The 25,516-nt window shown below is 46.6% G+C and carries 22 protein-coding genes; 20 read left to right on the top strand and 2 right to left on the bottom strand.

The annotated features are described in order from the left end of the window. Positions 1-28 precede the first annotated feature (28 nt). The 7 genes from G6R29_RS01330 to G6R29_RS01300 all read left to right on the top strand — a co-directional run bounded on the left by G6R29_RS01330 (position 29) and on the right by G6R29_RS01300 (position 8,891). Positions 29-1,177, top strand: coding sequence for a cation:proton antiporter (locus G6R29_RS01330; RefSeq protein WP_213808558.1), 1,149 nt, complete (start codon positions 29-31; stop codon positions 1,175-1,177). A 202-nt stretch (positions 1,178-1,379) separates the two neighbouring features. Beyond that, on the top strand, positions 1,380-2,915 hold the full coding sequence (gene murE / locus G6R29_RS01325) for a UDP-N-acetylmuramyl-tripeptide synthetase (protein WP_213808557.1): 1,536 nt from the start codon (positions 1,380-1,382) through the stop codon (positions 2,913-2,915). A gap of 3 nt (positions 2,916-2,918) precedes the next feature. Beyond that, complete coding sequence (gene coaBC / locus G6R29_RS01320) at positions 2,919-4,154, top strand: bifunctional phosphopantothenoylcysteine decarboxylase/phosphopantothenate--cysteine ligase CoaBC (RefSeq protein ID WP_213808556.1); 1,236 nt, start codon at positions 2,919-2,921, stop codon at positions 4,152-4,154. 40 nt (positions 4,155-4,194) lie between these two features. Then, positions 4,195-4,446: a hypothetical protein gene (locus G6R29_RS01315; protein WP_213808555.1), complete on the top strand. Its 252-nt coding sequence runs from the start codon at positions 4,195-4,197 to the stop codon at positions 4,444-4,446. A gap of 218 nt (positions 4,447-4,664) precedes the next feature. After that, positions 4,665-6,356, top strand: coding sequence for an arginine--tRNA ligase (gene argS, locus G6R29_RS01310; RefSeq protein ID WP_213808554.1), 1,692 nt, complete (start codon positions 4,665-4,667; stop codon positions 6,354-6,356). A gap of 66 nt (positions 6,357-6,422) precedes the next feature. Next, entirely contained in the window at positions 6,423-8,492 is a 2,070-nt protein-coding gene (locus G6R29_RS01305; RefSeq protein ID WP_213808553.1) for a PBP1A family penicillin-binding protein, read from the top strand. Between the two features lie 42 nt (positions 8,493-8,534). Further along, on the top strand, positions 8,535-8,891 hold the full coding sequence (locus G6R29_RS01300; protein WP_213808552.1) for a YlbF/YmcA family competence regulator: 357 nt from the start codon (positions 8,535-8,537) through the stop codon (positions 8,889-8,891). Positions 8,892-9,006: 115 nt separating this feature from the next. Here G6R29_RS01300 and lexA read toward each other — a convergent pair whose 3' ends face one another. Then, entirely contained in the window at positions 9,007-9,639 is a 633-nt protein-coding gene (lexA, locus tag G6R29_RS01295; protein WP_213808551.1) for a transcriptional repressor LexA, read from the bottom strand. Positions 9,640-9,834: 195 nt separating this feature from the next. Here lexA and G6R29_RS01290 point away from each other — a divergent pair, with 195 nt between their 5' ends. Then, positions 9,835-10,056: a YneF family protein gene (locus G6R29_RS01290; protein WP_213808550.1), complete on the top strand. Its 222-nt coding sequence runs from the start codon at positions 9,835-9,837 to the stop codon at positions 10,054-10,056. Positions 10,057-10,174: 118 nt separating this feature from the next. On the opposite strand, the gene G6R29_RS01285 is transcribed toward G6R29_RS01290, so the two are convergent. Next, positions 10,175-10,804 (bottom strand): lysophospholipid acyltransferase family protein, encoded by a 630-nt coding sequence (locus G6R29_RS01285; protein ID WP_213808549.1) that lies wholly within the window; start codon positions 10,802-10,804, stop codon positions 10,175-10,177. A gap of 63 nt (positions 10,805-10,867) precedes the next feature. Between G6R29_RS01285 and G6R29_RS01280 the strand changes: the two genes are divergently transcribed. From G6R29_RS01280 to lepA, 12 genes are all read left to right on the top strand, one after another. Next, a complete protein-coding gene (locus G6R29_RS01280; RefSeq protein ID WP_213808548.1) occupies positions 10,868-11,635 on the top strand; it encodes a tRNA1(Val) (adenine(37)-N6)-methyltransferase in 768 nt (255 codons plus the stop codon). Positions 11,636-11,649: 14 nt separating this feature from the next. Continuing rightward, complete coding sequence (locus tag G6R29_RS01275; RefSeq protein ID WP_213808547.1) at positions 11,650-11,943, top strand: GIY-YIG nuclease family protein; 294 nt, start codon at positions 11,650-11,652, stop codon at positions 11,941-11,943. Between the two features lie 153 nt (positions 11,944-12,096). Then, on the top strand, positions 12,097-12,870 hold the full coding sequence (gene rpsB, locus G6R29_RS01270; protein WP_213808546.1) for a 30S ribosomal protein S2: 774 nt from the start codon (positions 12,097-12,099) through the stop codon (positions 12,868-12,870). Positions 12,871-12,961: 91 nt separating this feature from the next. Then, positions 12,962-13,840, top strand: a complete 879-nt coding sequence (gene tsf, locus G6R29_RS01265; RefSeq protein WP_213808545.1) for a translation elongation factor Ts — start codon at positions 12,962-12,964, stop codon at positions 13,838-13,840. Positions 13,841-13,940: 100 nt separating this feature from the next. Then, positions 13,941-14,666, top strand: coding sequence for a UMP kinase (gene pyrH, locus G6R29_RS01260; RefSeq protein ID WP_213808544.1), 726 nt, complete (start codon positions 13,941-13,943; stop codon positions 14,664-14,666). 2 nt (positions 14,667-14,668) lie between these two features. Then, a complete protein-coding gene (gene frr / locus G6R29_RS01255) occupies positions 14,669-15,214 on the top strand; it encodes a ribosome recycling factor (protein WP_213808543.1) in 546 nt (181 codons plus the stop codon). A gap of 282 nt (positions 15,215-15,496) precedes the next feature. Continuing rightward, the gene (locus tag G6R29_RS01250) at positions 15,497-16,873 is read left to right on the top strand and encodes a DUF2130 domain-containing protein (protein ID WP_213808542.1); all 1,377 of its coding nucleotides are present in this window, start codon (positions 15,497-15,499) and stop codon (positions 16,871-16,873) included. Between the two features lie 67 nt (positions 16,874-16,940). Continuing rightward, positions 16,941-17,888 (top strand): glycine--tRNA ligase subunit alpha, encoded by a 948-nt coding sequence (glyQ, locus tag G6R29_RS01245; RefSeq protein ID WP_213808541.1) that lies wholly within the window; start codon positions 16,941-16,943, stop codon positions 17,886-17,888. Beyond that, entirely contained in the window at positions 17,888-19,945 is a 2,058-nt protein-coding gene (gene glyS / locus G6R29_RS01240; RefSeq protein WP_213808540.1) for a glycine--tRNA ligase subunit beta, read from the top strand. Before glyQ ends, glyS begins: the two co-directional genes overlap by 1 nt. Before the next feature lie 197 nt (positions 19,946-20,142). Continuing rightward, on the top strand, positions 20,143-21,903 hold the full coding sequence (locus G6R29_RS01235) for a DUF262 domain-containing protein (protein WP_213808539.1): 1,761 nt from the start codon (positions 20,143-20,145) through the stop codon (positions 21,901-21,903). A 104-nt stretch (positions 21,904-22,007) separates the two neighbouring features. After that, complete coding sequence (locus tag G6R29_RS01230; RefSeq protein WP_213808538.1) at positions 22,008-22,262, top strand: hypothetical protein; 255 nt, start codon at positions 22,008-22,010, stop codon at positions 22,260-22,262. A 1,265-nt stretch (positions 22,263-23,527) separates the two neighbouring features. Continuing rightward, positions 23,528-25,381: a translation elongation factor 4 gene (gene lepA, locus G6R29_RS01225; RefSeq protein WP_213808537.1), complete on the top strand. Its 1,854-nt coding sequence runs from the start codon at positions 23,528-23,530 to the stop codon at positions 25,379-25,381. The last annotated feature ends 135 nt before the right edge of the window (positions 25,382-25,516 follow it).

Here is a 25,516-nt window from a genome sequence, read left to right as displayed (position 1 = left end):
TCTCTTTTTTATTTGAACGGAAAGGATAATGATGACGGGAATACTCTTAGCAAGCATGCTCTTTTGCGCCCTCTTGATGGGCTATCTCGCTGAAAAGGTCGGGTTGCCAGCGGTGGTTGGACAAATTGCTGCCGGCCTGGTGCTCGGGCCAGCCGGCTTTGGTCTCATTCACGCTGGTTCCACCATTGAGCACTGGGCTGAAATCGGTCTCTTACTGTTAATGTTTTTGGCAGGAATCGAATCCGATTTTGGCTTGCTCAAGCGACACCTGAAGCAGGCAAACGCCGTCGCTTTGTCCGGTGTCGTCGTGCCCTTTGTCGTCTTCTTTTGCTTCGGTCACCTAATGGGCCATGGAAACAAGACGGCACTGCTGTGGGCCGTGCTCTTTTCGGCCACGTCGGTTTCCATCACCGCCCAAATTTTAACGGAGTACGGCCAGATTAAGTCCGATGCCGGCGCCACGATTCTTGGTGCCGCTGTCCTAGACGACCTGATTGCCATCTTCATGTGGACCGTTTTCCAGACGATCTTTGGTGTGGGGGAGACGTCCAAGCTTGGCCTCGGATTATTAGGTTCAACGGTCGTGATGCTAGCCTTTCTTGTAAGTATGCTTACAATTTTAGCTCTTGCCTTGCAAAAGGTCCTGCCAGTGATTGGGCGAATTCCACAACCGGGACTCATGCTGACGCTGGTCTTTTCTTTGATCCTTTTCTTGGCCTTTTCTGCCGAATGGCTCGGCCTATCCGGCGCCATCGTTGCGTTTTTAATCGGTGTTATTTTCTCCCGGCAACAAGAAGAGCAGGCGATTGAACGCGGGATGACCCTGATTGGAAACACGGTCTTCATTCCCATCTTCTTCGTGAACATCGGACTGAAGGTTTCGCTGCACGGACTAGCCAAGAGCTGGCTCTTGATCCTCGCTTTGACGATTCTCGCCATTTTGACCAAGTACCTTGGTGCTTCTCTGGCGGCGCGTTGGACCGGTCTACAAGAGTCCGAGGCGAACCTGGTTGGCATTGGGATGGTCTCAAGAGGGGAAATGGCCTTGGTCATTCTTGATCTGGCTTTGGCTGCTTCCTTGATTGGTCAAAGTTTTTACGCGGACATGGTGTTTGTCATCCTCTTGACCACCATCTTTACACCAATTGCCTTGAAACCGTTGATGAAAAGGGGATAAGTTGCTTGGTGCGCGCAACTAATGCACTGCTCTTCGCGCAGATGGACATGATCGGTAAAAGCGTTCATTAACTGCGGGGGCTAGTCGATACAGAAAGAGAATAGATGTTTTAAAAAAGACGGCTGTGATGCCGTCTTTTTTCTGGTTCGGGTCGGACTTTTTAGGGCCCATTATAACGGGCCTATGCTATAATGAAGGCACTATGATATTATCTTCAAAACAAGTCACAAAGCTCTTGGATGAGCACCATTTACTGCTCGAGGCGCCCGCCTTCGACCACGATTTTGCCTTCATGCACTACGATTCCCGTCAGGTGCAAGACAACACGCTTTTCGTTGTGAAGGGGGCCTTTAAGAAGGCCTACCTCGACGGTGTTGCCGGTGTAACCGGAATGGTTTCCGACCGCGACTACGGTATTAACGCGCCACTCTGGCTCGTGTCCGACACGCAGAAGGCGCTCGCTGTTTTGTCAACGGCCTACTTCGACTACCCACAGGACAAGCTCTGGATTGGGGCCTTCACTGGTACCAAGGGGAAGACGACGGCGGCCTACTTCGCTTACACGATTCTAAACGAGGCGACGCGGGGAAAGACGGCGCTCTTTTCAACGGTTGACCGAATCGTCGGTCCAAATCCGGAGGACAAGAAGAAGTCCGATTTGACGACGCCTGAATCCTACGAGCTCTTCAAGGACATGGCTCGTGCTGTTGAAAATGGCATGACTCACTTGGTCATGGAAGTTTCTTCCCAGGCCTACTTGAAGAATCGCGTGTACGGATTGCGCTACAAAGTCGGCGCTTTCTTGAACATCTCACCCGACCACATCGGGCCAAACGAGCACCCAACCTTTGCCGATTACTTGGCACACAAGGAAATGCTCTTGGACCATTCCGACGCCGTTATTTTGAACGCGGGAATGGACCACTTCGAAGAAATCTTTGACCGTGCCGCTTCAAAACACGACCAGGTCTTAACTTATAACCGGAAGGGCGCAGCATGCCAGAAAGCGAATTTCCAGCCAACGGTGCTCTTCCAATCCGAGAAGTCCGAGTTGCACGACTCCTACTTTGAAGCGAAAGCTGAAGCAGACGTGAAGGATCTGTCACAGATTGACGGTTCTTACCGCTTGAACCTGCCAGGCGACTTCAACGAAGAAAACGCCGTGGCCTCTTTGATGATGACGGCGCTGTCTGGTGCCAAGCAAGCCGCGATGAAGAAGGGCTTGGACGAGGTCACGATTCCAGGCCGCATGCTGTCAATGGCACTGCCAGGTCACGGGGTTGCCTTTGTCGACTACGCCCACAACTACACGTCCTTGAATGCGCTCTTGGCCTTTGCTAAGAAGCAGTCACCGAAGGGACAGGTCATCGTGGTCTTGGGTGCTCCTGGAAACAAGGGGGTATCTCGTCGTTTGGACTTCGCCAAGGTGTTGTCCAAGCAGGCGGACACCGTTTTCTTGACGGCCGACGATCCACAGTTTGAAAAGCCAGAAGACATCGCTAAGGTGATTGCGGATGCGATGACGAATGACGATGTGACGATTAACTACCAGATGGACCGTATTAAGGCCATTAACGAGGCGATTGCCTTCGCTGGCCCAGACGACCTCGTTGTCGTGGCCGGTAAGGGTGAGGATCCTTACCAGAAGGTGAACGGGGTGGACACGCCGTACATCGGTGACTTCGCCGTGGTTGAAAACGCCAAGAAAGCAATTGAAGAAGGAACTTTTGAAGGATAAGTCATGAAAAAGACTTTGTCAGACAAAAACATACTTTTGGCTGTGACCGGTGGGATTGCCGCCTATAAGGCAACCGAGCTGGTGCGTGCCTTCGTAAAGCGTGGGGCGAACGTGAAGGTTGTGATGACGCCGAGCGCGGAGACTTTCATTCCGGCAAAGACACTGGCCATTTTGTCGAAGCAAGACGTGTTGACGGATGAGACCCAGGAGGCTTCGTCCGAAGTGGCCCACGTCAAATTGGCACGCTGGGCGGATGCGCTGGTGGTAGCACCGGCGACGGCAAACACGCTCGCAAAGATGGCAAACGGCCTGGCGGACAACGTGCTCACCGAGACGTTGTTGGCGTCTGCCACTCCTGTAAAAATCATCGCTCCCGCGATGAACGACCAGATGTGGGGAAACGCGGCTACACAAAGAAACGTCAAGCGCTTAAGGCAAGACGGCTACTCGCTTGTCGAACCGGCGACTGGCTTTCTCGCCGAAGGCTACGAAGCCAAAGGCCGCTTAGCTGAAACTAAGGACATCGTTTCTGAAGTTGAACGGCAGCTGGTTGAAAAGACAGCCCTTGATAACGGCCTAGCCCATCTGGCGGGGCAAAAAATCGTGATTACGGCTGGTGGGACACGCGAGCCCATTGACCCGGTTCGCTTCTTAACCAATCGATCCTCTGGAAAGATGGGTTATGCGTTGGCAGAGGCAGCAAATACCGCTGGTGCGGATGTGACTTTGATAGCGACAGTGCAAAGAGACTGTAGTGCAAACATCAACGTCCGTATCGCCGAGAGCGCAGAAGCAATGCTTCAAGCCGTGCAAGAAGAGATGGTAGACACCAACGTCTTCATCTCCGCTGCGGCTGTTTCTGACTACCGCTTGAAGGAACCCTTTACCGACAAGGTGAAGAAGCAGGGGGATGACGATGGCTTGACGCTCAACCTCGTGCAAAACCCAGACATCCTAAAGACGGTGGGAATGGCTAAGAAGCCTGGACAAATCGTTGTTGGCTTCGCGGCTGAGACGAAGGACCTCTTGGCAAACGCCAAAGCTAAGCTCTCAAAGAAGAACGCCGACATGATCGTCGGAAACGACGTCACGAAGGCTGGCGCGGGTTTCGACCAGGACACCAACGTGGTCACAATGGTCCGTCCTGAACAAGATCCTGTTGAAGAAGGACCAGCATCAAAGTTGAACATTGCAAAAGCCATCCTAAATCAGGTGGTTAAGATTCAAGAAATGCAGTAACTGTGGTATAATAAGTACCTAATCGATAAGGGAGGCTGACATGGCTAAGACAGACGAAGAAAAAGCAGCAAAGTACCATGTAGGAGATGTCTTATTGGCACCCGCTTATGGCAATTTGGAAAAGCCCTTTACTGGAAAGGTCGAAAAGGTGTACGACAACGCCTTGCTCGTTGAAATCATCGAAAACGACCCAGCTGACCAGCCTGCTGTTAACGAAATGAACCACCGTGGTGTTGTGAAGATGGACGACATCGAAGTGATTCAAGAAGCAGCACCTGAAGAAGACAAATAACAGTTAAAGAAGAAGGCAGGAAGGCCTTATACAGTGACCAAGCGGTTGGTGAAAGCTTGGAAGTCCTCCTGACCCGCGCCACTTTTTCTGATACATAAACAAATTCATAAAAAGTGGTTGGGCAACCGACTATTAGAGTGGTACCGCGGGCAGGGCTCGTCTCTTCATGACAATGAGGGGGCGGGTCCTCTTTTTAAACAGAAAGATAGGAAGAAATTATGGCAGAAAATCAAACAGTGATTGCAGCGCTTTCAGCTGTACTACCAGATTTATCAAAGGAAGACATCGCATCAAAGCTTGAAGCACCAAAGAAGGCTTCGCTCGGGGACGTCGCTTTTCCAACCTTTACCTTGGCTAAGGTGTTAAAGAAGGCACCGCAAATGATTGCCGAAGAATTGGTTGCAAAGATTGACCAATCAGCCTTCGATAAGGTTGTGGCCACTGGTCCTTACATCAACTTCTTCTTGGACAAGAAGGAAGTCACGGCCGACACGTTGAAGACGGTTTTGGAAGCCGGCTTGAACTACGGTCAAAACGAAGACGGAAAGGGCCAAAACATCGCCTTGGACATGTCTTCACCAAACATTGCCAAGCCAATGTCCATGGGACACTTGCGTTCAACCGTTATCGGAAACGCCTTGGCGAACTTGTCAGCGAAAAACGGCTACAACCCAGTGAAGATTAATCACTTGGGGGACTGGGGAACACAGTTCGGTAAGTTGATTTACGCTTACAAGACTTGGGGTTCTGAAGAAGAAGTGAGAAACGACCCAATCGCCACACTCTTGAAGTACTACGTGGAATTCCACGACAAGGCAAAGGAAAACCCATCCTTGGACGACGAAGGTCGTGCCTGGTTTAAGAAGTTGGAAGACGGTGATCCAGAAGCCCACAAGCTCTGGGCCTGGTTCCGTGAAGAATCATTGAAGGAATTCACTGAAATCTACGACCGTTTGGGCATTACCTTTGATTCATACAACGGGGAAGCCTTTTACAACGACAAGATGGACCGCGTCGTAAAGGCCTTGGAAGACAAGAACCTCTTGGAAGAATCACAGGGTGCACAAATCGTTGACCTCTCAAAGGTGAACGAAAACTTGACGCCTGCCATGATTAAGCGGACCGACGGTGCCACACTTTACATGACTCGTGATTTGGCCGCTGCGATGTACCGTAAGGACACTTACGACTTCGCGAAGTCACTCTACGTGGTTGGTGGCGAACAACGCGAGCACTTCCAGCAATTGAAGGCTGTCTTGTCACTCCTTGACTTGCCATGGGCCGACGACGTGGAACACATTCCGTTTGGTTTGATTACCTTTAACGGTAAGAAGATGTCCACTCGTAAGGGTGACGTGGTCTTGTTGAAGGACGTGTTGGATGATGCCCACGAACTCGCTTTGAAGCAAATCGAGGAAAAGAACCCAACGCTTGCAAACAAGGATCAGGTTGCTGAAGAAGTTGGTGCCGGAGCCGTTGTCTTCCACGACTTGATGAACGACCGAACGAACAACTTTGACTTCAAGATTGAAGAAGTGGTTCGTTTCGAAGGAGATACTGGACCATACGTGCAATACACCAACGCCCGTGCCCAATCCATCTTGCGTAAGGCAGGCGTCGAAGTTGATCAAAAGAACATCAGCTTGGACGATGCGGCAACGTGGGATACCATCACGACGTTGAACGAATTCCCTAAGACGGTTCGTCGCGCCTTTCTAAACCGCGAACCTTCTATCATCGCAAAGTACGCTTTGCACTTGGCCCGTACCTTTAACAAGTACTACGCCAACTCAAAGATCTTGGCTGATGATGAAAACAAGAATGGTCGTTTGGCCTTGGTCGCGGCTGTTTCAGACACGCTTACGGCTTCTTTGAAGATCTTGGGCGTTTCTGCACCTAAAGAAATGTAATTCGAGATAGTTTTCTTAGCATAGTCTGTTTCAGACGTTTTGGCCGTATGGCTGTTAGGAATCGAGATGAAAACAACATTTTCACTTAAAAACACGGCCTTTTGGAAGAAGGTCGCACCGGTTTGGAACCGTTATCAAATCGGCCGTCTTCTCATTGTGCTATTTATGGCTTTCGTTGCGTCAACCTCCATTTATGGAGTCGTGAACGCAAAGAACGCCCACGTGCAAAACTTGCAGTCGTCTTTGTCACAGACAACAGACGTCTACGATAATTCAGGAGATAAGGCTGGCTCACTTTATTCCCAAAAGGGAACGTACGTGAAGTACAACCAAATCTCACCAAACTTGCGTAACGCCGTTTTGTCCATTGAGGACCGAAACTTCTATAAGGAACACGGTTTCTCCATTCGAGGATTAGCACGAGCAGGTTTCCTCTTGTTTAAGAACAAGTTGACGGGGTCAAACATCATCTCTGGTGGTGGTTCGACGCTAACACAGCAACTGGTTAAAAACGCCTACTTGACGCAAGATCAAACCTTTAGCCGTAAGTTCAAGGAACTCTTCTTGTCCATCCAGGTTGAAAAGAACTATTCAAAGGATGACATCTTGACGATGTACATGAACAATGCCTGGTTTGGTCACGGTGTCTGGGGTGTTGAGGATGCTTCTGAAAAGTACTTCGGTGTGCACGCCTCTGAACTGAACACGGAACAAGCGGCTACGTTGGCGGGAATGCTGACGAACCCATCTGGTTTCAACCCAATTGATAATCCGGAACGGTCAAAGAACCGTCGTAACCTGGTTATCCAAACCATGTACGAAAACAAGAAGATTTCAAAGGCCGAAGCGCAGAATGCGAAGGCACAAGGGATTGTCTTGAACGACAACTATACCGGTGATGAATCTTACCGCTACCCATGGTTCTTTGATTCTGTTATCAACGAAGCCATTAACAAGTATGGCTTGTCTGAAAAAGACATCATGAACAAGGGTTACAAGATTTACACGACCTTGAACCAAAAGGATCAAGAGAACTTGCAAAAGGACTACGAGAAGGGCAGCCTTTTTGGTAATCAGTCCGAGGCGGAAGCTGCCACGATTGTCTTGAATGCCAAGACCGGTGGTGTTCGGGCCATTATCGGTGGTCGAAACGCCCAACACACGTACCGTGGTTTCAACAGGGCCAACCAGTCACAGTTGCAACCGGGTTCCATCATCAAGCCGTTAGTTGTTTACACGCCAGCCATCATCGCTGGTCACTCCATTAACGAGAAGCTGCCAAACAAGAAGATGAACTTCGGTACGAACAACTATTCACCAAACAACGCCTTGAACGTACAAACAAATGACATTCCGATGTACGAAGCCCTGGAACGTTCTTATAACATTCCGGCCGTTTACTTGTTAAACAAGATGGGCGTAAATACGGGTTATTCTTGGGGTAAGAAGTTCGGCTTGAACCTTTCACCAAACGATAAGAACTTTGCCCTTGCACTTGGTGGTTTGACAAACGGTGTTTCACCTCAGCAAATGGCCTCTGCCTACACGGCCTTTGCTAACGGCGGAACGAAGTCCGATGCCCACTACATCACGAAGATCGTGGATGCTTCAGGAAACGTGATTGTCGATAAGCCAAAGGCCAAGCAGGAGAAGTTGTTCTCGAAGTCCGTTGCCAACAAGATGACCAAGATGATGCTTGGTACTTATTACAAGGGAACGGGTGCCGGTGCTGCGCCTGATAAGTACAAGATTGCCGGTAAGACCGGAACGACTGAAAACCCAAACACACCAAATAACTCGAACTCATCAAAGGATTCATGGGCTGTTGCCTACACCAACGATGTGGTACAAGTTTCTTGGGAAGGTGTTGAAGATAACCATTCTTCATTGCCAATTGGTTTGATGTCAACCATCGGTAACTTGGTCAAGACCTCAATGGGTCAAATTATTCCAAACACGGAAGAGACCAGCTTTACTGTCGCTGACGCAAGTCAGGAAGGGCAGAAGGATAAGCAACAAGACAGTGAGAATACCTGGGCCGATAACGCCAAGGAAAATATTCAAAATGGCATTAACACAACGGTTGCCGGTGCTAATAAAGTGTGGGATACTATTAACGGATGGTTTGGTAACTAAGGTTAGCTAAACCCATTGTTCGATTGGAAAGGATCTTTAAATATGTCAGTAAATATCTACGATAACGCCAATGAAATGGCAAACGTTTTGAAGGAAACGGAACAGTATCAATCATGGAAGACGGCCTTTGACGCCGTTCAAGGTGATGAGGCCGCTAAGGATTTGTTCAAGCAATTCCAAACGATTCAAATGACGGTTCAACAAATGATGCAAGCACAGCAAACGCCTACTCCTGAACAAGAAAAGGAATGGGACGCCGTTGCAAAGGACGTGCAAGCAAATGACAAGATCAAGTCATTGATGGCAGCAGAACAAGTTTTGAACACGTTGCTCGGTGAAATCAACGACATCGTGACAAAGCCTGTCTCAGAAAGCTACGCTGCAGTTCACAAGGCCTAAGCAAAATAAAAAAGGACCAATTGCTTGGTCCTTTTTTTATTTGCACTAGAAGAGGGCGGTTGGCATCACGGCATAAAAAAAGCGGACCCGAGGGTTCGCTTTTTGTTTTTACATTTTAATAAATGGCATCGCGGTACAGTGACACGACCTTACCCAAGATCGACACCTGATCCAAAATAATTGGCGCCATCGTATCGTTTTCAGGCTGCAAGCGGAAGTGGTTTCCTTCTTGGAAGAAGCGCTTCACCGTCGCTTCGTTATCTTCGTTCATCGCCACGACGATGTCACCGTTGTCGGCGTTTTGCTGGCGACGGACAATTACTTTGTCGCCGTCCAAGATACCAATGTTAATCATTGATTCCCCGCGGACGTTCAACATGAACAAATCGCCGTCGTATGGAATCAAGTTCTCTGGGATAGGGAAGAACTCTTCGGCTTTTTGCTCGACCGCCAAGATTGGCTGTCCGGCCGTCACCAAACCAAGAACCGGAATCTTTCCGGCGTTTGATGAAATACCGAGCATTTCAAATCCCTTGGCCGTCACTTCAATGGCACGGGCCTTGGTCTTTTCGCCCTTCTTAACAAGGTAACCATTCTTAATCAATCGTTCGATGTGACCGTGAATGGTTGAAGAAGAGGACAAGCCCACGTGTTCACCAATCTCACGAATCGTTGGCGGGAAGCCGTTCTTCGATTGATATTCGTGAATGAAGCGGAGTACTTGAATTTGTTTTGAATCAGATCCCATAGTGTTTTTCCCATCTCATTAATACTGCCTTAATTTTAGCGAAAATAAGGCGAAAAAGCAAACGCATGTTCGTAAGATTTCCTTAAGATAGCGGGCTTTTCTTTACTTTTCTTTGACCTTTTCGAAATTGGTGAAAAGTTCCCTCATCGCTTGTGTTATACTTATCCTTAGATTTTAGTCATAAAGGAGACCACTATGCTTGTACTAGTTGGTATTTTGGGCTTGGTTGTTGGTTTGCTTGGAGGATTCTTCTTGGCACGCTTCACAATGAAGTCATACTTAGCAAAGAAACCACCAATTTCAGAAGAGATGATGAAGTCCATGATGATGTCAATGGGCCAAAAGCCATCACAAAAGAAGTTGAACCAGATGATGAGCCAAATGAAGGCCCAGAATCAAAAGGCTCAAAAGAAGTAATAAAAACGGCAGCGGACGACGGTCTGCTGTTTTTTTATTTGCATCGTACTAAAAAAGCACTGAGCATTTTGCCCAGTGCTTTTTGTTTTCTTAATATAAAATTCAAACCCGTACGGAATTACTTCTTCGCCTTTGGATCAACGTAGCGCCAATTTGGATCGATTTCGGCGTCCAATTTCTTGTAGGCTTCTTCAATTTTTTGGTTGTACTCTTCGACGATCTCGTCCGTGAGTTTTCCCTTAACATCCACGTGGATTGGTTCACCAAAGTTCATCGTGACACGCTTACGCAAGAAGAGGTGAGAGAACTTCACGGGTCCTTGGTAGACGGCGGGAACGATTGGCTTACCTGAAAGCTTAGCAATCAGGATGGAACCAGACTTCAACTTCTGTGAGTGACGTGAACCAGAAGGGAACATGATGAGGGAACGGTCGCCCTTCTTCAATTCAGAAACTGGGATGCGAATCACATCCGCACCAGCGTTCTTCCGGTCGACCGGGAAGGCCCCAAGTGACGTAATCAACCAGTTCATGAATTTGTTCTTAAACAATTCCTTCTTAGCCATGAAGATAAACTTCTTCGGGTAGGCCGCCATGGCGAACCAGACGGGATCCCACCAAGTACGGTGGGTGGCTGCTAGGATGTAGTTCGTATCTTTTGGTAGACGATTCTTGTTCAAATAATACGTCCGTCCGTTTATAATAGAAACCAAGGTCACAGTAAAGACCCGGATAAAGCGATATAACATATGCTTGTCCCTTTCTGTATGACTTAACTTTCTAATTTTACTTGTAAAAGGGGACAAAGGCAAATGAATCAAGCGGACTTAAAAGAGGGTGAGCGCCTCGACGGCCTGCCTTCACAGGGCGTAAACATCATTCAAAATCCAGACATGTTTTCCTATTCATTGGACGCCGTCTTGCTTGCCTACTTTGCCAACCCGAACAAGAAGGGCCGCGGCCTGACCGTGGACCTTGGTGCCGGAACCGGTGCTGTTGGTTTGTTCTATGCTAAAAAAGTCAAAGGCGAGGTAGCACTTGTCGAAATCCAGGAAGATTTGGCAAAGATGGCTGCCCGTTCAACGGCGCTCAATGCTTTGAATGACCGAGTTTCCGTTATTCATTCGGACATGAAAAACGTCTTCGACCAGGTAAAACCTGGATCTGTGGATACGGTTTTGTGTAATCCGCCGTACTTCCCAGTCAAGGAAACGACCAAGCAAAACGAAGACGAGCATTACCAGATTGCCAGGCACGAAGTAGCCATCGACTTGCCAGCTTTAGCACAGGTCGCAAACAAGCTGTTGAAGAACAAGGGAAAGTTTTTCATGGTTCACCGTCCAGAACGGTTAGATGACATTTTTGCCACATTGACGGCCCGGGGCTTACAGGTGAAGCACGTCCAGTTTGTATACGGGAAGGCCGACCGAGAGGCAAATATGGTCTTAGTCGAGGCCATTAAACAGGGGCGACCAGGTGGCGTGAAGATTCTACCTCCGATTGTTGCTTACACGGACCAAAACGATTACACGAAGCAGGTGCAAGAAATCCTTTATGGAGAACCTTGGACTTTGGATTAAACAGTAGGTAGAACATGACCGAAGAAAACAAAACATACGACTTCTACGTCTTATACACCGCTGATGGCTTTTTCTATGGCGGCTACTCCGATGATGCCAAGCGCCGCTTCAAAGTGCACGTGTCGGGCAAGGGGGCAAAGTTTACACGGGTGAAGTCCCGTCATCCCTTGCAACTGATTCACTTTGAGACCTTTGACAACAAGCACGACGCGATGCACGCGGAAGCGACTTTTAAAGCCCTATCAAAAGCGAAAAAGGAAGAATATTTAAAAGAAGCTGGCGTTGATGAAAAAATCTGGCGGAAATAAGTAAAAATGCTTGTCAGGGTAGGGATTATCCTGTAAACTATTAACCGTTGTGAAATGCAACAAAAAAATACACACGACCGAGGAGAACGCATAGGTGCAGGAATGTTCATGCGAACCTTGAATCGGTCGGAGGTTTAACCTAGGAGGCCAAACATGGCAGTTATTAGTATGAAAGAACTCCTTGAAGCAGGAGTTCACTTTGGACACCAAACTCGTCGCTGGAACCCAAAGATGGCACCATACATCTTTACGGAACGTAACGGAATCCACATCATCGACTTGCAAAAGACGGTGAAGATGGTTGATGAAGCTTACAACTTCATCCGTAACGCATCAGCTGACGGCGCTAACATCTTGTTCGTTGGTACGAAGAAGCAAGCTTCAGACGCAATCGCAGAAGAAGCTTCACGTGCCGGACAATTCTACATCAACCACCGTTGGTTGGGTGGAACTTTGACGAACTGGAACACGATCAAGACTCGTGTACAACGTATGAAGGACATCGAAAAGATGTCACAAGACGGAACGTTCGAACGTTTGCCTAAGAAGGAAGTTGTCTTGTTGAAGAAGCAATACGCAAAGCTTGACAAGTTCTTGGGTGGAATCGAAGACATGCAAGACTTGCCTGACGTTTTGTTCGTTGTTGACCCTAAGAAGGAAGAAATCGCTGTTAAGGAAGCAAACATGTTGAACATCCCAGTTGTGGCTATGATCGACACGAACGCTAACCCTGATGACATCGATGTTAAGATTCCTGCAAACGATGACGCTATCCGTGCCATCCGTTTGATCACTTCAAAGATGGCAGACGCTGTTGTCGAAGGCCGACAAGGTCAAGACCAATCAGCTGAAGATGCTTTCATCGAAGGTGACGAAAACACTGAATCAATCGAAGAAATTACTGACATTGTCGAAAAGGACAACTAAGCAATTTAGTATCTGATTTGCCGTTCCGGTGGACCTGCTTGGGACGCTGGAATGGCTTTTTTTATAGCATATTTTAAAGGAGCATTTTCTTATGGCTGTTACAGCAAAGATGGTAAAGGAATTACGTGATAAGACGTCTGTTGGAATGATGGACGCCAAGAAGGCCTTGGTTGAAGCCGAAGGTGACATGGGAAAGGCAATCGACCTTTTGCGTGAAAAGGGTATGGCAAAGGCTGCCAAGAAGGGTGACCGTGTCGCCGCTGAAGGTATGACTTACGTAATGGAAGATGGTAACAAGGCTGCTATCATCGAATTGAACTCTGAAACGGACTTCGTTGCCGGAAACAAGGAATTCAACGACCTTTTGGTTAAGGTTACAAAGACGATCTTGGATGCAGAACCAGCTGATGTTGAAGCTGCTTTGGCATTGCCAGTTGAAGAAGGTCGTACGTTGAACGACTTGATTATCAACGTTTCACAAATCACTGGTGAAAAGATCACGCTCCGTCGCTTCGAAACGGCTACTAAGTCAGACGACGAAGTATTCGGTTGCTACTCACACATGGGTGGATCAATCTCAGCATTGGCCGTATTCACTGGTTCAAACGCTGACGCCGCTCGTGACGTTGCCATGCACATCGCAGCCATCGCACCACAATACGTTTCAGATCAAGACGTTCCTGCAGAAGTTGTTGCAAAGGAAAAGGAAGTTCAATTGGCTTCTGAAGACTTGAACGGAAAGCCTGACAACATCAAGGAAAAGATGGTTGAAGGACGTATCAAGAAGTTCTTGGCTGAAATCTCATTGTTGGACCAACCATTCGTTAAGAATGGTGACCAAACGGTTGCACAATTCGTTGAAGCAAACAACATGACGGTTAAGTCTTTCGTTCGTTACCAAGTTGGTGAAGGAATCGAAAAGCAAAACACAAACTTGGCAGATGAAGTTGCCAAGCAAATCGGTCAATAAGGCCTTAAAAAAGAGTGTCCAAGACTAATTTTGGACACTTTTTTTACGGACGTTTTCTAAAAGCTTTGATATAATGGATGTTAAGAAAAAAGGAGACACCATGACTGATAAGAAGTACAAACGTGTTTTGATGAAGCTTTCTGGAGAAGCTTTGGCAGGTGCTAAGGGTCAAGGAATTGACTTGGAGACGGTTTCTTCAATCGCCCAAGAAATTAAGTCCGTTCACGATATGGGAACGGAAATCGCCATCGTCTGTGGTGGCGGTAACCTCTGGCGTGGTGAACCTGCTTCAAAGGTTGGAATGGAACGCTCACGAGCAGACTACACTGGTATGCTTGGAACAACCATGAACGCTTTGGTATTGCAGGATGCTTTGGAACGAGCTGGTGTACCAACTCGTGTCCAAACGGCCATTACCATGCAACAAATCGCTGAACCTTACATCCGTGGCCGTGCCATTCGCCACTTGGAAAAGGGACGTATCGTGATCTTTGCTGCTGGTGTTGGTTCACCTTACTTCTCAACGGATACGACGGCCGCATTGCGTGCCAACGAAATTAACGCCGATGCCATCTTGATGGCCAAGAACGGTGTTGATGGAGTCTATGATTCAGATCCACGTACAAACCCAGAAGCACAAAAGTTTGAACACTTGACGCACTTGGATATCATCAAGAAGGGCTTGAAGGTCATGGATGCCACGGCATCAACCATGTCTATGGATAACAACATGCCTTTGGTCGTCTTCAACTTAAACCAACCAGGTAACATTCAAAAGGTTATTTCCGGTGAAGAAATCGGAACGACCATTACAGGAGAAGAATAATCATGGCGATTGATTTTAATCAAACAAAAGAAAAGATGCAAAAGGCCCAAGACGCCTTGCAACGTGAATTGGCTGAAATCCGTACCGGACGTGCCAACCCACGTATCTTGGACCGCGTTCAAGTGGAATACTACGGTGCCATGGTACCGTTGAACCAAGTGGCTTCCATTTCTGTACCAGAAGCACGGATGCTCTTGCTTACGCCTTTTGATAAGAATGCTTTGGATGCCATTGTTCAAGCCATTAACATGTCTGACTTGGGCTTGAACCCAGCTTCTGATGGAAACATCGTTCGTTTGGCCATTCCACAAATGACGGAAGAACGTCGTAAGGAATTGGCAAAGGACGTGAAGGCCGAAGCTGAAAAGTCAAAGGTCGCTATCCGTAACGTCCGTCGTGACGCCATGGATACGATTAAGAAGGACAAGGACCTCACGGAAGATGAAGCCCGCGACCACGAAGACAAGATTCAAAAGTTGACGGACGAAAACATTAAGTCCATCGACGAAATCGCTGCCCAAAAGGAAGCGGATTTGATGAAGATCTAATTCATTTATTAAAAGGCTCAACCTTCATTGGTTGGGCCTTTTTTATGTAAAATGATAAAAGTCCCTGGATTTTGCCTTGCCTTTTTTTCTGATAAATAGCATAATATGGATAAGCATTCGACGATGATTCGGTTTGGCACCCGGGGAGTTGAATTCAACGAAAGTGTCAGAGCTTTTAGAAGTTCTGGAAATCAGGTGGAACCGCGCGCAAGCGTCCTGATGTCAATTAACTTTGGCATTGGACCGTTTGGCGCGGTTTTTTGTCTAAAAAAAGGAGGCGTTATGGCAAAACTTTCCTACCACTTGGCATCGGAAACGACGCTGGTCTTAGACCAAGCCGGTCAGGTGGGTGACACCATTGATCTAAAAGATGAGCAAAAGGTTGATACCGAAGGCTTATCAAGCGCCGTACAGGCCGCTTTTGAACAAAAGCTGGCCAGCGAGAAAGCAACCTGGGAAAAGAGCCAAGAGCAGCTCTTAGAGGCGCGCTTGGAAAAAGAAAAGCAAAGCGCGGCTTTGACTTTGACAGAGGCAAAACAAGCTGAATCAAAGAAGGCCGAAGAAGAGACGAGCAAGTTGAAAGATGAGCTCGCCAACCTGAAGGCCGAGTTAAAGAGTCAACAGGAACAAGGTGATTCCAAAAAGGCCTTAGCCTTGGCCGAACAAAAAGAGCAGCTTCAAAGTTCTTATCAAAAAGAAAAAGAAGCGCTTCAGGCCGAACTGAACAAGCAAAAAGAAGAGGCGGGGCAGAACAAGCAGCAGCTTGAACAAAAGGTCTTCGAGCTGGATAACCAAGTAAAGAACCAGGACCGCGACCGCGAGTTAGCTTTGGCGAACACGAAAGCGGAGTTCGAGGCCCAACTGAAAGCCGCCAAAGAGCAGGTTGAGTTCTACAAGGACTTCAAGGCCCGCCAGTCCACGAAAGAGATTGGTGAGTCGCTCGAAGTATACGCTCATCAAGAATTTAACAAGATTCGTCCCTACGCCTTTCCAAACGCCTACTTTGAAAAGGATAACGAGGTGTCAAAGGAAACGGGATCAAAGGGGGACTTCATCTTCCGCGATTACGTCGACGACGTTGAGTTCATCTCCATCATGTTTGACATGAAAAACGAGGCCGACACGACCGAAAAGAAGCACCGAAACGAGGACTTCTTCAAGGAGCTGGATAAGGACCGCAGGGAAAAGGGGACGGAGTACGCCGTGCTTGTCTCCATGCTAGAAGCCGATAACGACTTCTACAACACCGGAATCGTCCAAGTGCCAAACTACGAGAAGATGTATGTGATTCGACCACAGTTCTTCGTTCACTTCATCGGTCTCTTACGAAACGCCGCACTCGATTCCGTCGAGTACAAGCGTCAGTTGATCGATGAGAAAAACAAGAACATCGACATTACGAACTTCGAGAACAACATTAACAACTTCAAGGATAAGTTCGCCAAGAATTATCAGTCTTATTCCAAAAACTTCGGTGAGGCCATTGACGAAATCGACAAGGCCATCCGCCGAATGGAAGAGGTCAAAAAGAAGTTGCAGACGTCGGAAAACCAACTCCGTTTGGCCAACGCCAAGCTGGATGACGTCTCCGTCAAGAAGTTGACGCGCGGAAACAAGACGATGCAAGAGAAGTTTAAAGAGTTGGACGCTGATAACTAATTGATTTAACAAATCTCTTTCCATCAGCCTTAGTCAAATAAGTATAGTTATAAAAAGGAAGATTATTATGGCAAATGATGCACTATCTGTACAAGATATTATCTTAACCTTGCAAGAGTTCTGGGCCGAAAAGGGTGCCAACCTCATGCAAGCCTATGACAACGAAGTCGGAGCTGGTACGCAAAGCCCATACACGTTCTTGCGTGCTAATGGTCCAGAACCATGGAAGGCTGCCTACGTGCAACCATCCCGTCGTCCGGCCGACGGTCGTTACGGGGACAACCCAAACCGTTTGTTCCAACACCACCAATTCCAGGTAGTGATGAAGCCATCACCGGATAACATTCAGGAATTGTACCTCGCTTCTTTGGAAGCCTTGGGCATTAAGCCTTTGGAACACGACATTCGTTTCGTGGAAGATAACTGGGAAAACCCTTCAATGGGTGCCGCTGGTATCGGTTGGGAAGTTTGGCTTGATGGAATGGAAGTCACGCAGTTTACTTACTTCCAACAAGTCGGTGGAATCGAAGTTGATTCTGTTACCGCCGAGATCACGTATGGGTTGGAACGTTTGGCTTCTTACATCCAAGACGTCCCAACGGTTTACGACCTCGAATGGGGACACGGTGTTTTGTACGGTGACATCTTTAAGGAACCGGAATACGAACACTCAAAGTACGCCTTTGAAGAATCAAACCAAGAAATGTTGCTCCGCCACTTCGACGACTACGAAGCAGAAGCCAAGCACAACTTGGAACTCGGATTGGTTCACCCGGCCTACGACTACATCTTGAAGTCATCCCACACCTTTAACCTCTTGGACGCCCGCGGAACGGTTTCCGTTACGGAACGTGCTGGCTACTTGCACCGCATCCGTTCAATGGCCCGTCAGGTCTCACGCGTCTTCATCGAAGAACGTGCAAAGCTCGGCTTCCCATTGTTGAAGGATGAAGCATTGCGCGACAAGTACCTTGGTGAAAAGGGTAAGTACACGAAGAAAGAGGAGCAAAACTAATGGCAGATTACATCTTAGAAATTGGTTTGGAAGAAATGCCAGCGCACCTGGTGACGTCTTCTGAAAAGCAATTAGTAAAGCGCGTTCAAGACTTCTTGGACGAACATCGTTTGGCCGTGAAAACGATCAAGCCTTTCTCAACGCCACGTCGTTTGGCCGTTTCTTTGCAAGGCTTGGCCGACGGTTCAGAATCAATCGCTGAAGAGAAGCGTGGACCCGCTGTTGACCGCGCTAAGGATGACGAAGGAAACTGGTCAAAGGCTGCCCAAGGGTTCGCCCGCGGTCAGGGAACAACGCCTGAAGAACTGACGGAAAAGGATGGCTACCTCTGGGCCAAGAAGGAAATCGCTGGTGTTCCTGCCAAGGAAATCCTCGCCCTTATCGGTAAGGAAGTCGTTGAGCAAATGACCTTTACCACTTACATGAAGTGGGGAAACCACAGCTTCCACTACATCCGTCCAATCCGTTGGATCGTGTCACTCTTGGACAACGAAATCGTGCCATTCTCCGTACTTGACGTTGAAGCAGGAAACACCACGCGTGGCCACCGCTTCTTGTCAAACGAAGATGTTCAAATCGCAACGGCACAGGATTACGAATCAACCTTGGAAGCTGCCTTTGTGATGGTTGACGCTGACAAGCGCAAGCAAACCATCAAGGATCAGCTCATGGCCATTGCCACAAAGGAAGGCTGGGTCTTGGACCTCGAATCCGACATGGCAAAGGACCTCTTGGAAGAAGTGAACAACATCGTGGAATGGCCAACGGCCTTTTCCGGTAACTTCGACAAGAAGTACTTGGAATTGCCTAAGGAAGTTTTGATTACGTCAATGCGTGACCACCAACGCTTCTTCTTCGTGACAAACGAAGCTGGCGACCTCTTGCCACACTTCCTTTCTGTCCGTAACGGAAACGCCGACCACATCGAAAACGTTGCCCGTGGTAACGAAAAGGTCTTGGTTGCCCGTTTGGAAGACGCGGCCTTCTTCTACAAGGAAGACCAGCAAAAGACCATCGCCGATTACATGGAACGCGTGAAGAAGTTGGTCTTCCACGAAAAGATTGGAACGGTTTACGAACACATGGAACGTGTTGCTGGCTTGTCAGCTAAGATGGCCGACAACTTGAACCTTTCTGACCAAGAAAAGAAGGACTTGGCCCGTGCGGCTCAAATCTACAAGTTCGATTTGATGACTGGAATGGTCGGTGAATTCGACGAGCTCCAGGGTGTCATGGGTGAACACTACGCCAAGATGATGGGCGAAGACGACGCCGTCGCCAAGGCCATCTACGAACACTACTTGCCAACGTCAGCCGACGGTGAAGTGGCGCAATCAACCATTGGTGCCGTTTTGGCCATCGCCGACAAGTTGGACTCCATCGTAACCTTCTTTGCCCACGACATGATTCCATCAGGTGCAAACGACCCTTACGGTCTCCGTCGTGCCGCTGCCGGTGTTGTGAAGACATTGCAAGCCTTCAACTGGCACTTCAACTTGCTTGATCTGCTCACGGAATTTAAGCAGGCAAACGGGGATGTGACCGATGCGAACTTGGACTTGGTTCTCTCATTCTTGACTGACCGTGTCCGCAAGCAAGCTTTGGACGCTGGTATCCGCAAGGACATCGTGACGGCTGGAACGGCAAACGTGGTCATCGGTGACTACGTCTACGTGGCTGACCGTACGAAGGTCCTTTCAAAGCACAGCACTGACGCGGACTTCCGTGAAGTGATGGAAGCCTTGTCACGTGTGGCTCGCTTAGCTAAGAAGGTGCCAGTTGAGGCACCGGTTGATCCGGCATTGCTTGCAAACGACCAGGAAAAGGCCTTGTACGAAGCAACGAAGGACATGTCACTTGACACCTTGAAGGCAGAAGGGGCCGAAGCGCTTTACGAAGTACTCGCAAAGCTCCAAGCACCAATTTCTGCTTACTTCGATCACACGATGGTTAACGACGATGACGAAGCGGTCAAGAACAACCGCTACGCACAGTTGAACGCTATCAACACGCTCATCAACGCCCTTGGTGACATCGAAGAAATCGTCATCAAGTAATTTACTCAATATGAAAAAGTCGGACCCGTACCGGGCCCGGCTTTTTTGATTGGATGGGAGTGCCTCACTAACTGCTGGAAAAGAGGAGGCATATTTTGTGTTTAATATTACAATTAGACAAAAAGTATCTATTTTTTATTTACTACTTTGATTATTCATGATCTAATGTATATTAGATTAAATTGGGAGAGCTGAAGATGAAAATTGATTCCGACTCATTAAATTTTGAAGATGTTCTTCATAAAAAACGTTTAATAATACCTGAGTATCAGCGTAGTTACTCATGGAAGAATGAGCAAATTGATGAATTGTTCACGGATATAATTGATGAACCAGCAGGTTACTATGTTGGAAATATGATCGTAAATCCTGAAGATGGGGATGATGATATTGAAAATATAGTTGATGGTCAACAACGCATTACAACACTTAGCCTTATGCTTTTAGCTATGTATTATAAGATTTCTGAACTTCGTGAGGCTGAGAAACTTTCTCAAAAGATGAATGATCATATTGCAGTTCAATTGGACCGCATCCAAAAGCAATTAATTTCTGATCAAGATTCTTTTATGACTAGAGTGGAATTGTTGCAAAAGGATCAATTAATTTGGAAGAAGCTAATACAATCAGTAATTGAGCCAAAATCGAGTGTGAATATCGATGGTAGAATACTTTTTTATAAGCGGTATAAATTTATAAGAGATACTTTGTTAAAGGGTCTAAGTTTGACGAAAATTCTCGATATTTATGAAAATAAAATTTGTAATTTAACTATTCTAAGAATTTCGTTAACAACATTGAACGATGCTTATCAGGTCTTTGAAAGCTTAAATAGTAAGGGGTTGCCATTAACTCCTTTAGATTTATTGAAGAATATGTATTTGAAAAATGAAGGATGCAATATTCGCAAATGGGAAGAACTCATTGATATATTCACGCATGATGAAAATATTGATGATAAAAAGATGACTCGTTTTGTAACTTACAATTATGATGCTTTTGAACAAGATGGATGGTCAAGCATCACAAAAGGGCAGATTGTTAAAGAATATGAAAAACTATTAGATGGACATCCTGAATATATATACGAATTAATTGAACGTGCTGACGAGTACAACAAAATTGATTTGACTAGTGATAAGTACACCTATGACTTAAACGGATTATCTCAATTGGATGCTACGACATGTTATCCATTTTTGTTAAATATTTATATGAATAGGGAAAAATACAAACTTACTGACGAGCATCTGGATGATTTGATAACTATGATTATTAATTTATTCATTCGTCGTAATTTTGTAAGTATTCCAAAAGCTTCTAATTTACGTGGTTTTTTCAATCTTTGGCGTTACAATATTGAAAAGAAAAAACTCAAGGGCGACGAGTTGATGGCTTACGTGGAAAGCCGAATTAATGCAGAGGCTCCTTCGGATACTGCATTTTTGGCAGCAACAGAATCTGATATGTATCAGTCTAATAAGCGGACTACACGCTTTGTTCTCATTAACTTGGAAAGAAAGTTTGGTAACTTCTTCGATCACAGTAATCCTGATAATCTGGATGATTTTAATGGAAAGAATTTGAGATGGACGATTGAACATATTCTTCCCAAGGGAGGTCTTCCACCACATTGGGTTAAGGCAATCGCAAACGGCGATGAAAGTCTTGCTAAAATGAAGCAGGAACAAAATGTCCATAAGCTTGGTAATTTGACGTTAACTCCTTATAATTCTGCCCTTAGTCAAAAGAATTTTCAGGCTAAGGTTGATTATAAGGACCCAGATACACAGAATCTAGTAGGGTTAAGCTTACCCACATTTTTAAATAGTTCTATCGATACTGAATCTGAAACTTTTGATATAAATTCAATCAATGAGCGTGATGAAAAACTGAAGAAAAAGTTACTAGAGATGATTGCTTTTTCTACGAAGTACGCTGATAAGGTAGATCACTAGATCCAATTTGTTTGTCCTAAACGACCGTAAAGGTCGTTTTTTTATTTGTTCGAGAGTATGATTCCAGTAGATAAATTCCGAATTAAAAATAAGGAGGAAGTAGCATGAAAGATAATAATGAGTTTATTGATGAAAAATTCGAGTTGGCCAAAAATCGGAAAATAGAAATACTAGCTGGCGATTTACTGGATACAAGAAAAATTGCGGACTTGATTTTATTTCATTTCTTAGACAACGATAAAGAGAAGTACCCTGATATTTGGAATGATGATCCAGAAGAGATTGCAGCCTTCAATCGAGAAATTGGATTGTTTGTTGATGAGAAAGAGTATGGTCGTGAGAAATGGCAATATGATTAAGCTAAAAAAGACGAGCCAATTAGCTCGTCTTTTTTGTCCTTTTACTTAGAATAAGTTCTAAAAGTTGTGTAAGTAAACCTTTCAAAATGTCTTATAAACCGCTTAACAGCGCTATTTTTAGTGCTTTTCATCTTTCGAAAACCTGCTATAATGACCGTGTAGCAAACAGGCAACGATGGTGGCTATCCTTTTCTAACCATGGAGGAGGTAACTTATGGAAAAATGTAAGTTAAAAATTTCGTGGAAAGGAGGATAGATCTTGATTTCGGTTCCAGAGCTTATTAACATTCTCATTGCGTTTGGCATGTTCCTAATCATGTTGATTGGGTTGCTAATTGGGTTTATGTTTAAGCTAATCAACTCAATCAACAAAAAATAACCATCTCTGCTTTGCACGCCTGAGATGGTTATTTTATAACTCAATCGGGTAGCCACCACATTGTGGGTTTGCTACGGAAGCAGGAGAGTTACAGCTCTTCTGCTTTTTCTATGCCTTTATTATAAGCACTGAGAACGTGATTGGCAAGTGAATGGAAGACAACATAAAAAAGACAAGCGCGAAATCGTCTTTTAAGCTAATCAACTCAATCAATAAAAAATAACCATCTCTGCTTTGGACGGCTCGAGATGGTTGTTTTTCATTAAATAACTTGGGTAGCCACCACTTTGTGGGTTTGCTACGGAAGCAGGAGAGTTGGAGTTCTCCTGCTTTTTCTATGCCTCTATTATAGCACTGAGAACGGGGTTGGCAAGTGATGTAAGACAACGTAAAAAAGACGAGCCAAAGCCCGTCTTTTCGAAAGGAGGTGAGACCTATGTTAAAAACACAGCGCCATCGCCCTAGAAAGGAGGTGATGCGTATCGGAGTGAAATATTCCAAATATAATAAAGAAAGGATGGATACCATCACCGGTTGAAAAGGAGGCACATGGGGATGCCGAGCCGCCCACCTGTTTTCCGCCAACTGGACGCTTCCTCTTCAACAACGTCATTATATACCGAAAGCAAGGCTTTTCTTATGCTGATTAGGAATAGTACAGCAATAATTCCAATAAGGAATTTGATAGGGCGATTAGCCACCGATAAAAGTAATCGGGGTGTTAACTTTGAGGATGGTTCGGGTCTGACTTTTACAGCAGGAGAGTTGTGAGGATGATGCTTCAATGGAATGATTGTTATTGCCCAAACGGGGATGAACGCTTTATTTAAAGGGCAATTTCCTGTAAACTAGAGAAGACTAATAACTCTTAAAAAGTAGGATATACATGGCAGATTTTACGATTGACCAACTAAAAGAACGACAAAAGCGGATTCGAAATTTCTCAATTGTGGCGCACATCGACCACGGGAAATCCACGATTGCCGACCGAATCTTGGAACAGACCAAGACGGTGGCCGAACGTGACATGCAAAGCCAACTGCTCGATACCATGGACCTCGAACGTGAGCGTGGGATCACCATCAAGCTGAACGCCGTTGAAGTGAACTACAAGGCAAACAACGGGGAAGAATACATCTTCCACCTCATTGACACGCCAGGGCACGTCGACTTCTCCTATGAAGTTTCTCGTTCTCTCGCCGCTGCCGAAGGAGCCATCTTGGTTGTCGACGCCGCGCAGGGGGTTGAAGCCCAGACGTTGGCTAACGTTTACTTGGCCATCGATAACGACCTCGAAATCTTGCCCGTCTTGAACAAGATTGACTTGCCATCCGCAGACGTTGACAAGGTCAAGGGCGAAATCGAAGACATGATTTGCTTGCCTGCAGACGACGCCGTCTTAGTTTCCGCAAAGAAGGGAATCGGTATTCCTGAATTGTTGGAACGCATCGTTTCAGACTTCCCAGCACCTGACGGTGACTTGGATGCACCACTACGTGCACTTATCTTCGATTCCCAGTACGACCCATACCGTGGGGTTGTGGTTAACATGCGTGTCCGCGAAGGTTTCGTTAAGCCAGGGGACAAGGTGCGCATGATGAACACCGGGGCCGAATACGAAGTCACAGAAGTCGGTGTGATGTCACCGAACGCCCAAAAGCGTGACTACTTGATGGCTGGAGACGTTGGTTACATGACGGCCGCCATCAAGGATATCTCCACGACCCACTCTGGTGATACAATCACGCTCGTGGACAACCCCGCCGCTGAACCATTGCCTGGTTACCAACCAATGACGCCAATGGTGTACTCCGGTTTGTACCCGGCTGACAACGCTAAGTACGGTGATTTGCGTGAAGCCTTGGAACGCTTGCAACTAAACGATGCCGCTTTGACCTTCGAACCCGAAACTTCCCAAGCCTTGGGATTCGGTTTCCGTGTTGGATTCCTAGGCCTCCTGCACATGGATGTCATTCAAGAACGTTTGGAACGTGAATTCGACCTTGAGCTCGTGACGACCGCGCCTTCTGTTACCTACGAAGTCGAAACGGTCGACGGCGAAACGCTCATGATTGAAAACCCCTCTGAATTGCCTGAATCACCACAGATTAAGCAGATTCAAGAGCCATTCGTTCACGCCCAGTTGACGGTGCCAGAAGAATACGTTGGTCCCGTCATGGAACTCGCTCAAGAAAAACGTGGGGAGTTCGACACGATGGAGTATTTGGACGACAACCGTGTGAACGTGAAGTACTACATTCCGTTGTCTGAAATCATCTTCAACTTCTTCGACCGTTTGAAGTCATCCACGCGTGGTTTTGCGTCATTGGATTACGAATTGGACGGCTACCGTCCAGCCGACTTGGTTAAGATCGACATCCTCTTGAACGGGGACAAGGTCGATGCCTTGTCATTCATCGTTCACCGCAACAACGCAGCCGAACGTGGCCGTGTCATCACGTCGAAGTTGAAGGAAATCATTCCTCGTCAAAACTTTGAAATTCCAGTTCAGGCCGCTATTGGAAACAAGATTTTGGCCCGTACCAACATCAAGGCTTATCGTAAGGACGTTACCTCAAAGATTCACACGGGTGACCCTGATCGTCGTGCCAAGCTCTTGGACAAGCAGAAGCGTGGTAAGGCCCGCATGAAGTCCGTTGGAACGGTAACGGTGCCACAAGAAGCCTTCATGGCCGTTTTGAAAACGGATGAAGACGAGAAGTATGCTCGTGGACATTAAGAATTATTCTAGTTTAGAATAAATATAAAAGTCAGACCCGGTGCGGTCTGCTTTTTTATTTTCTAAATTAACGCTGTGGATTAGCATGCTAGTCCGGTTTTGACTTTTATATATTTAAAAGAATTCAGATATCTA

Source organism: Fructobacillus broussonetiae (assembly GCF_018437275.1).
GTDB lineage: Bacteria > Bacillota > Bacilli > Lactobacillales > Lactobacillaceae > Fructobacillus > Fructobacillus broussonetiae.
The sequence above is the reverse complement of the archived record's forward strand: the minus strand, read 5'-3'. Positions and strand labels throughout refer to the sequence as shown.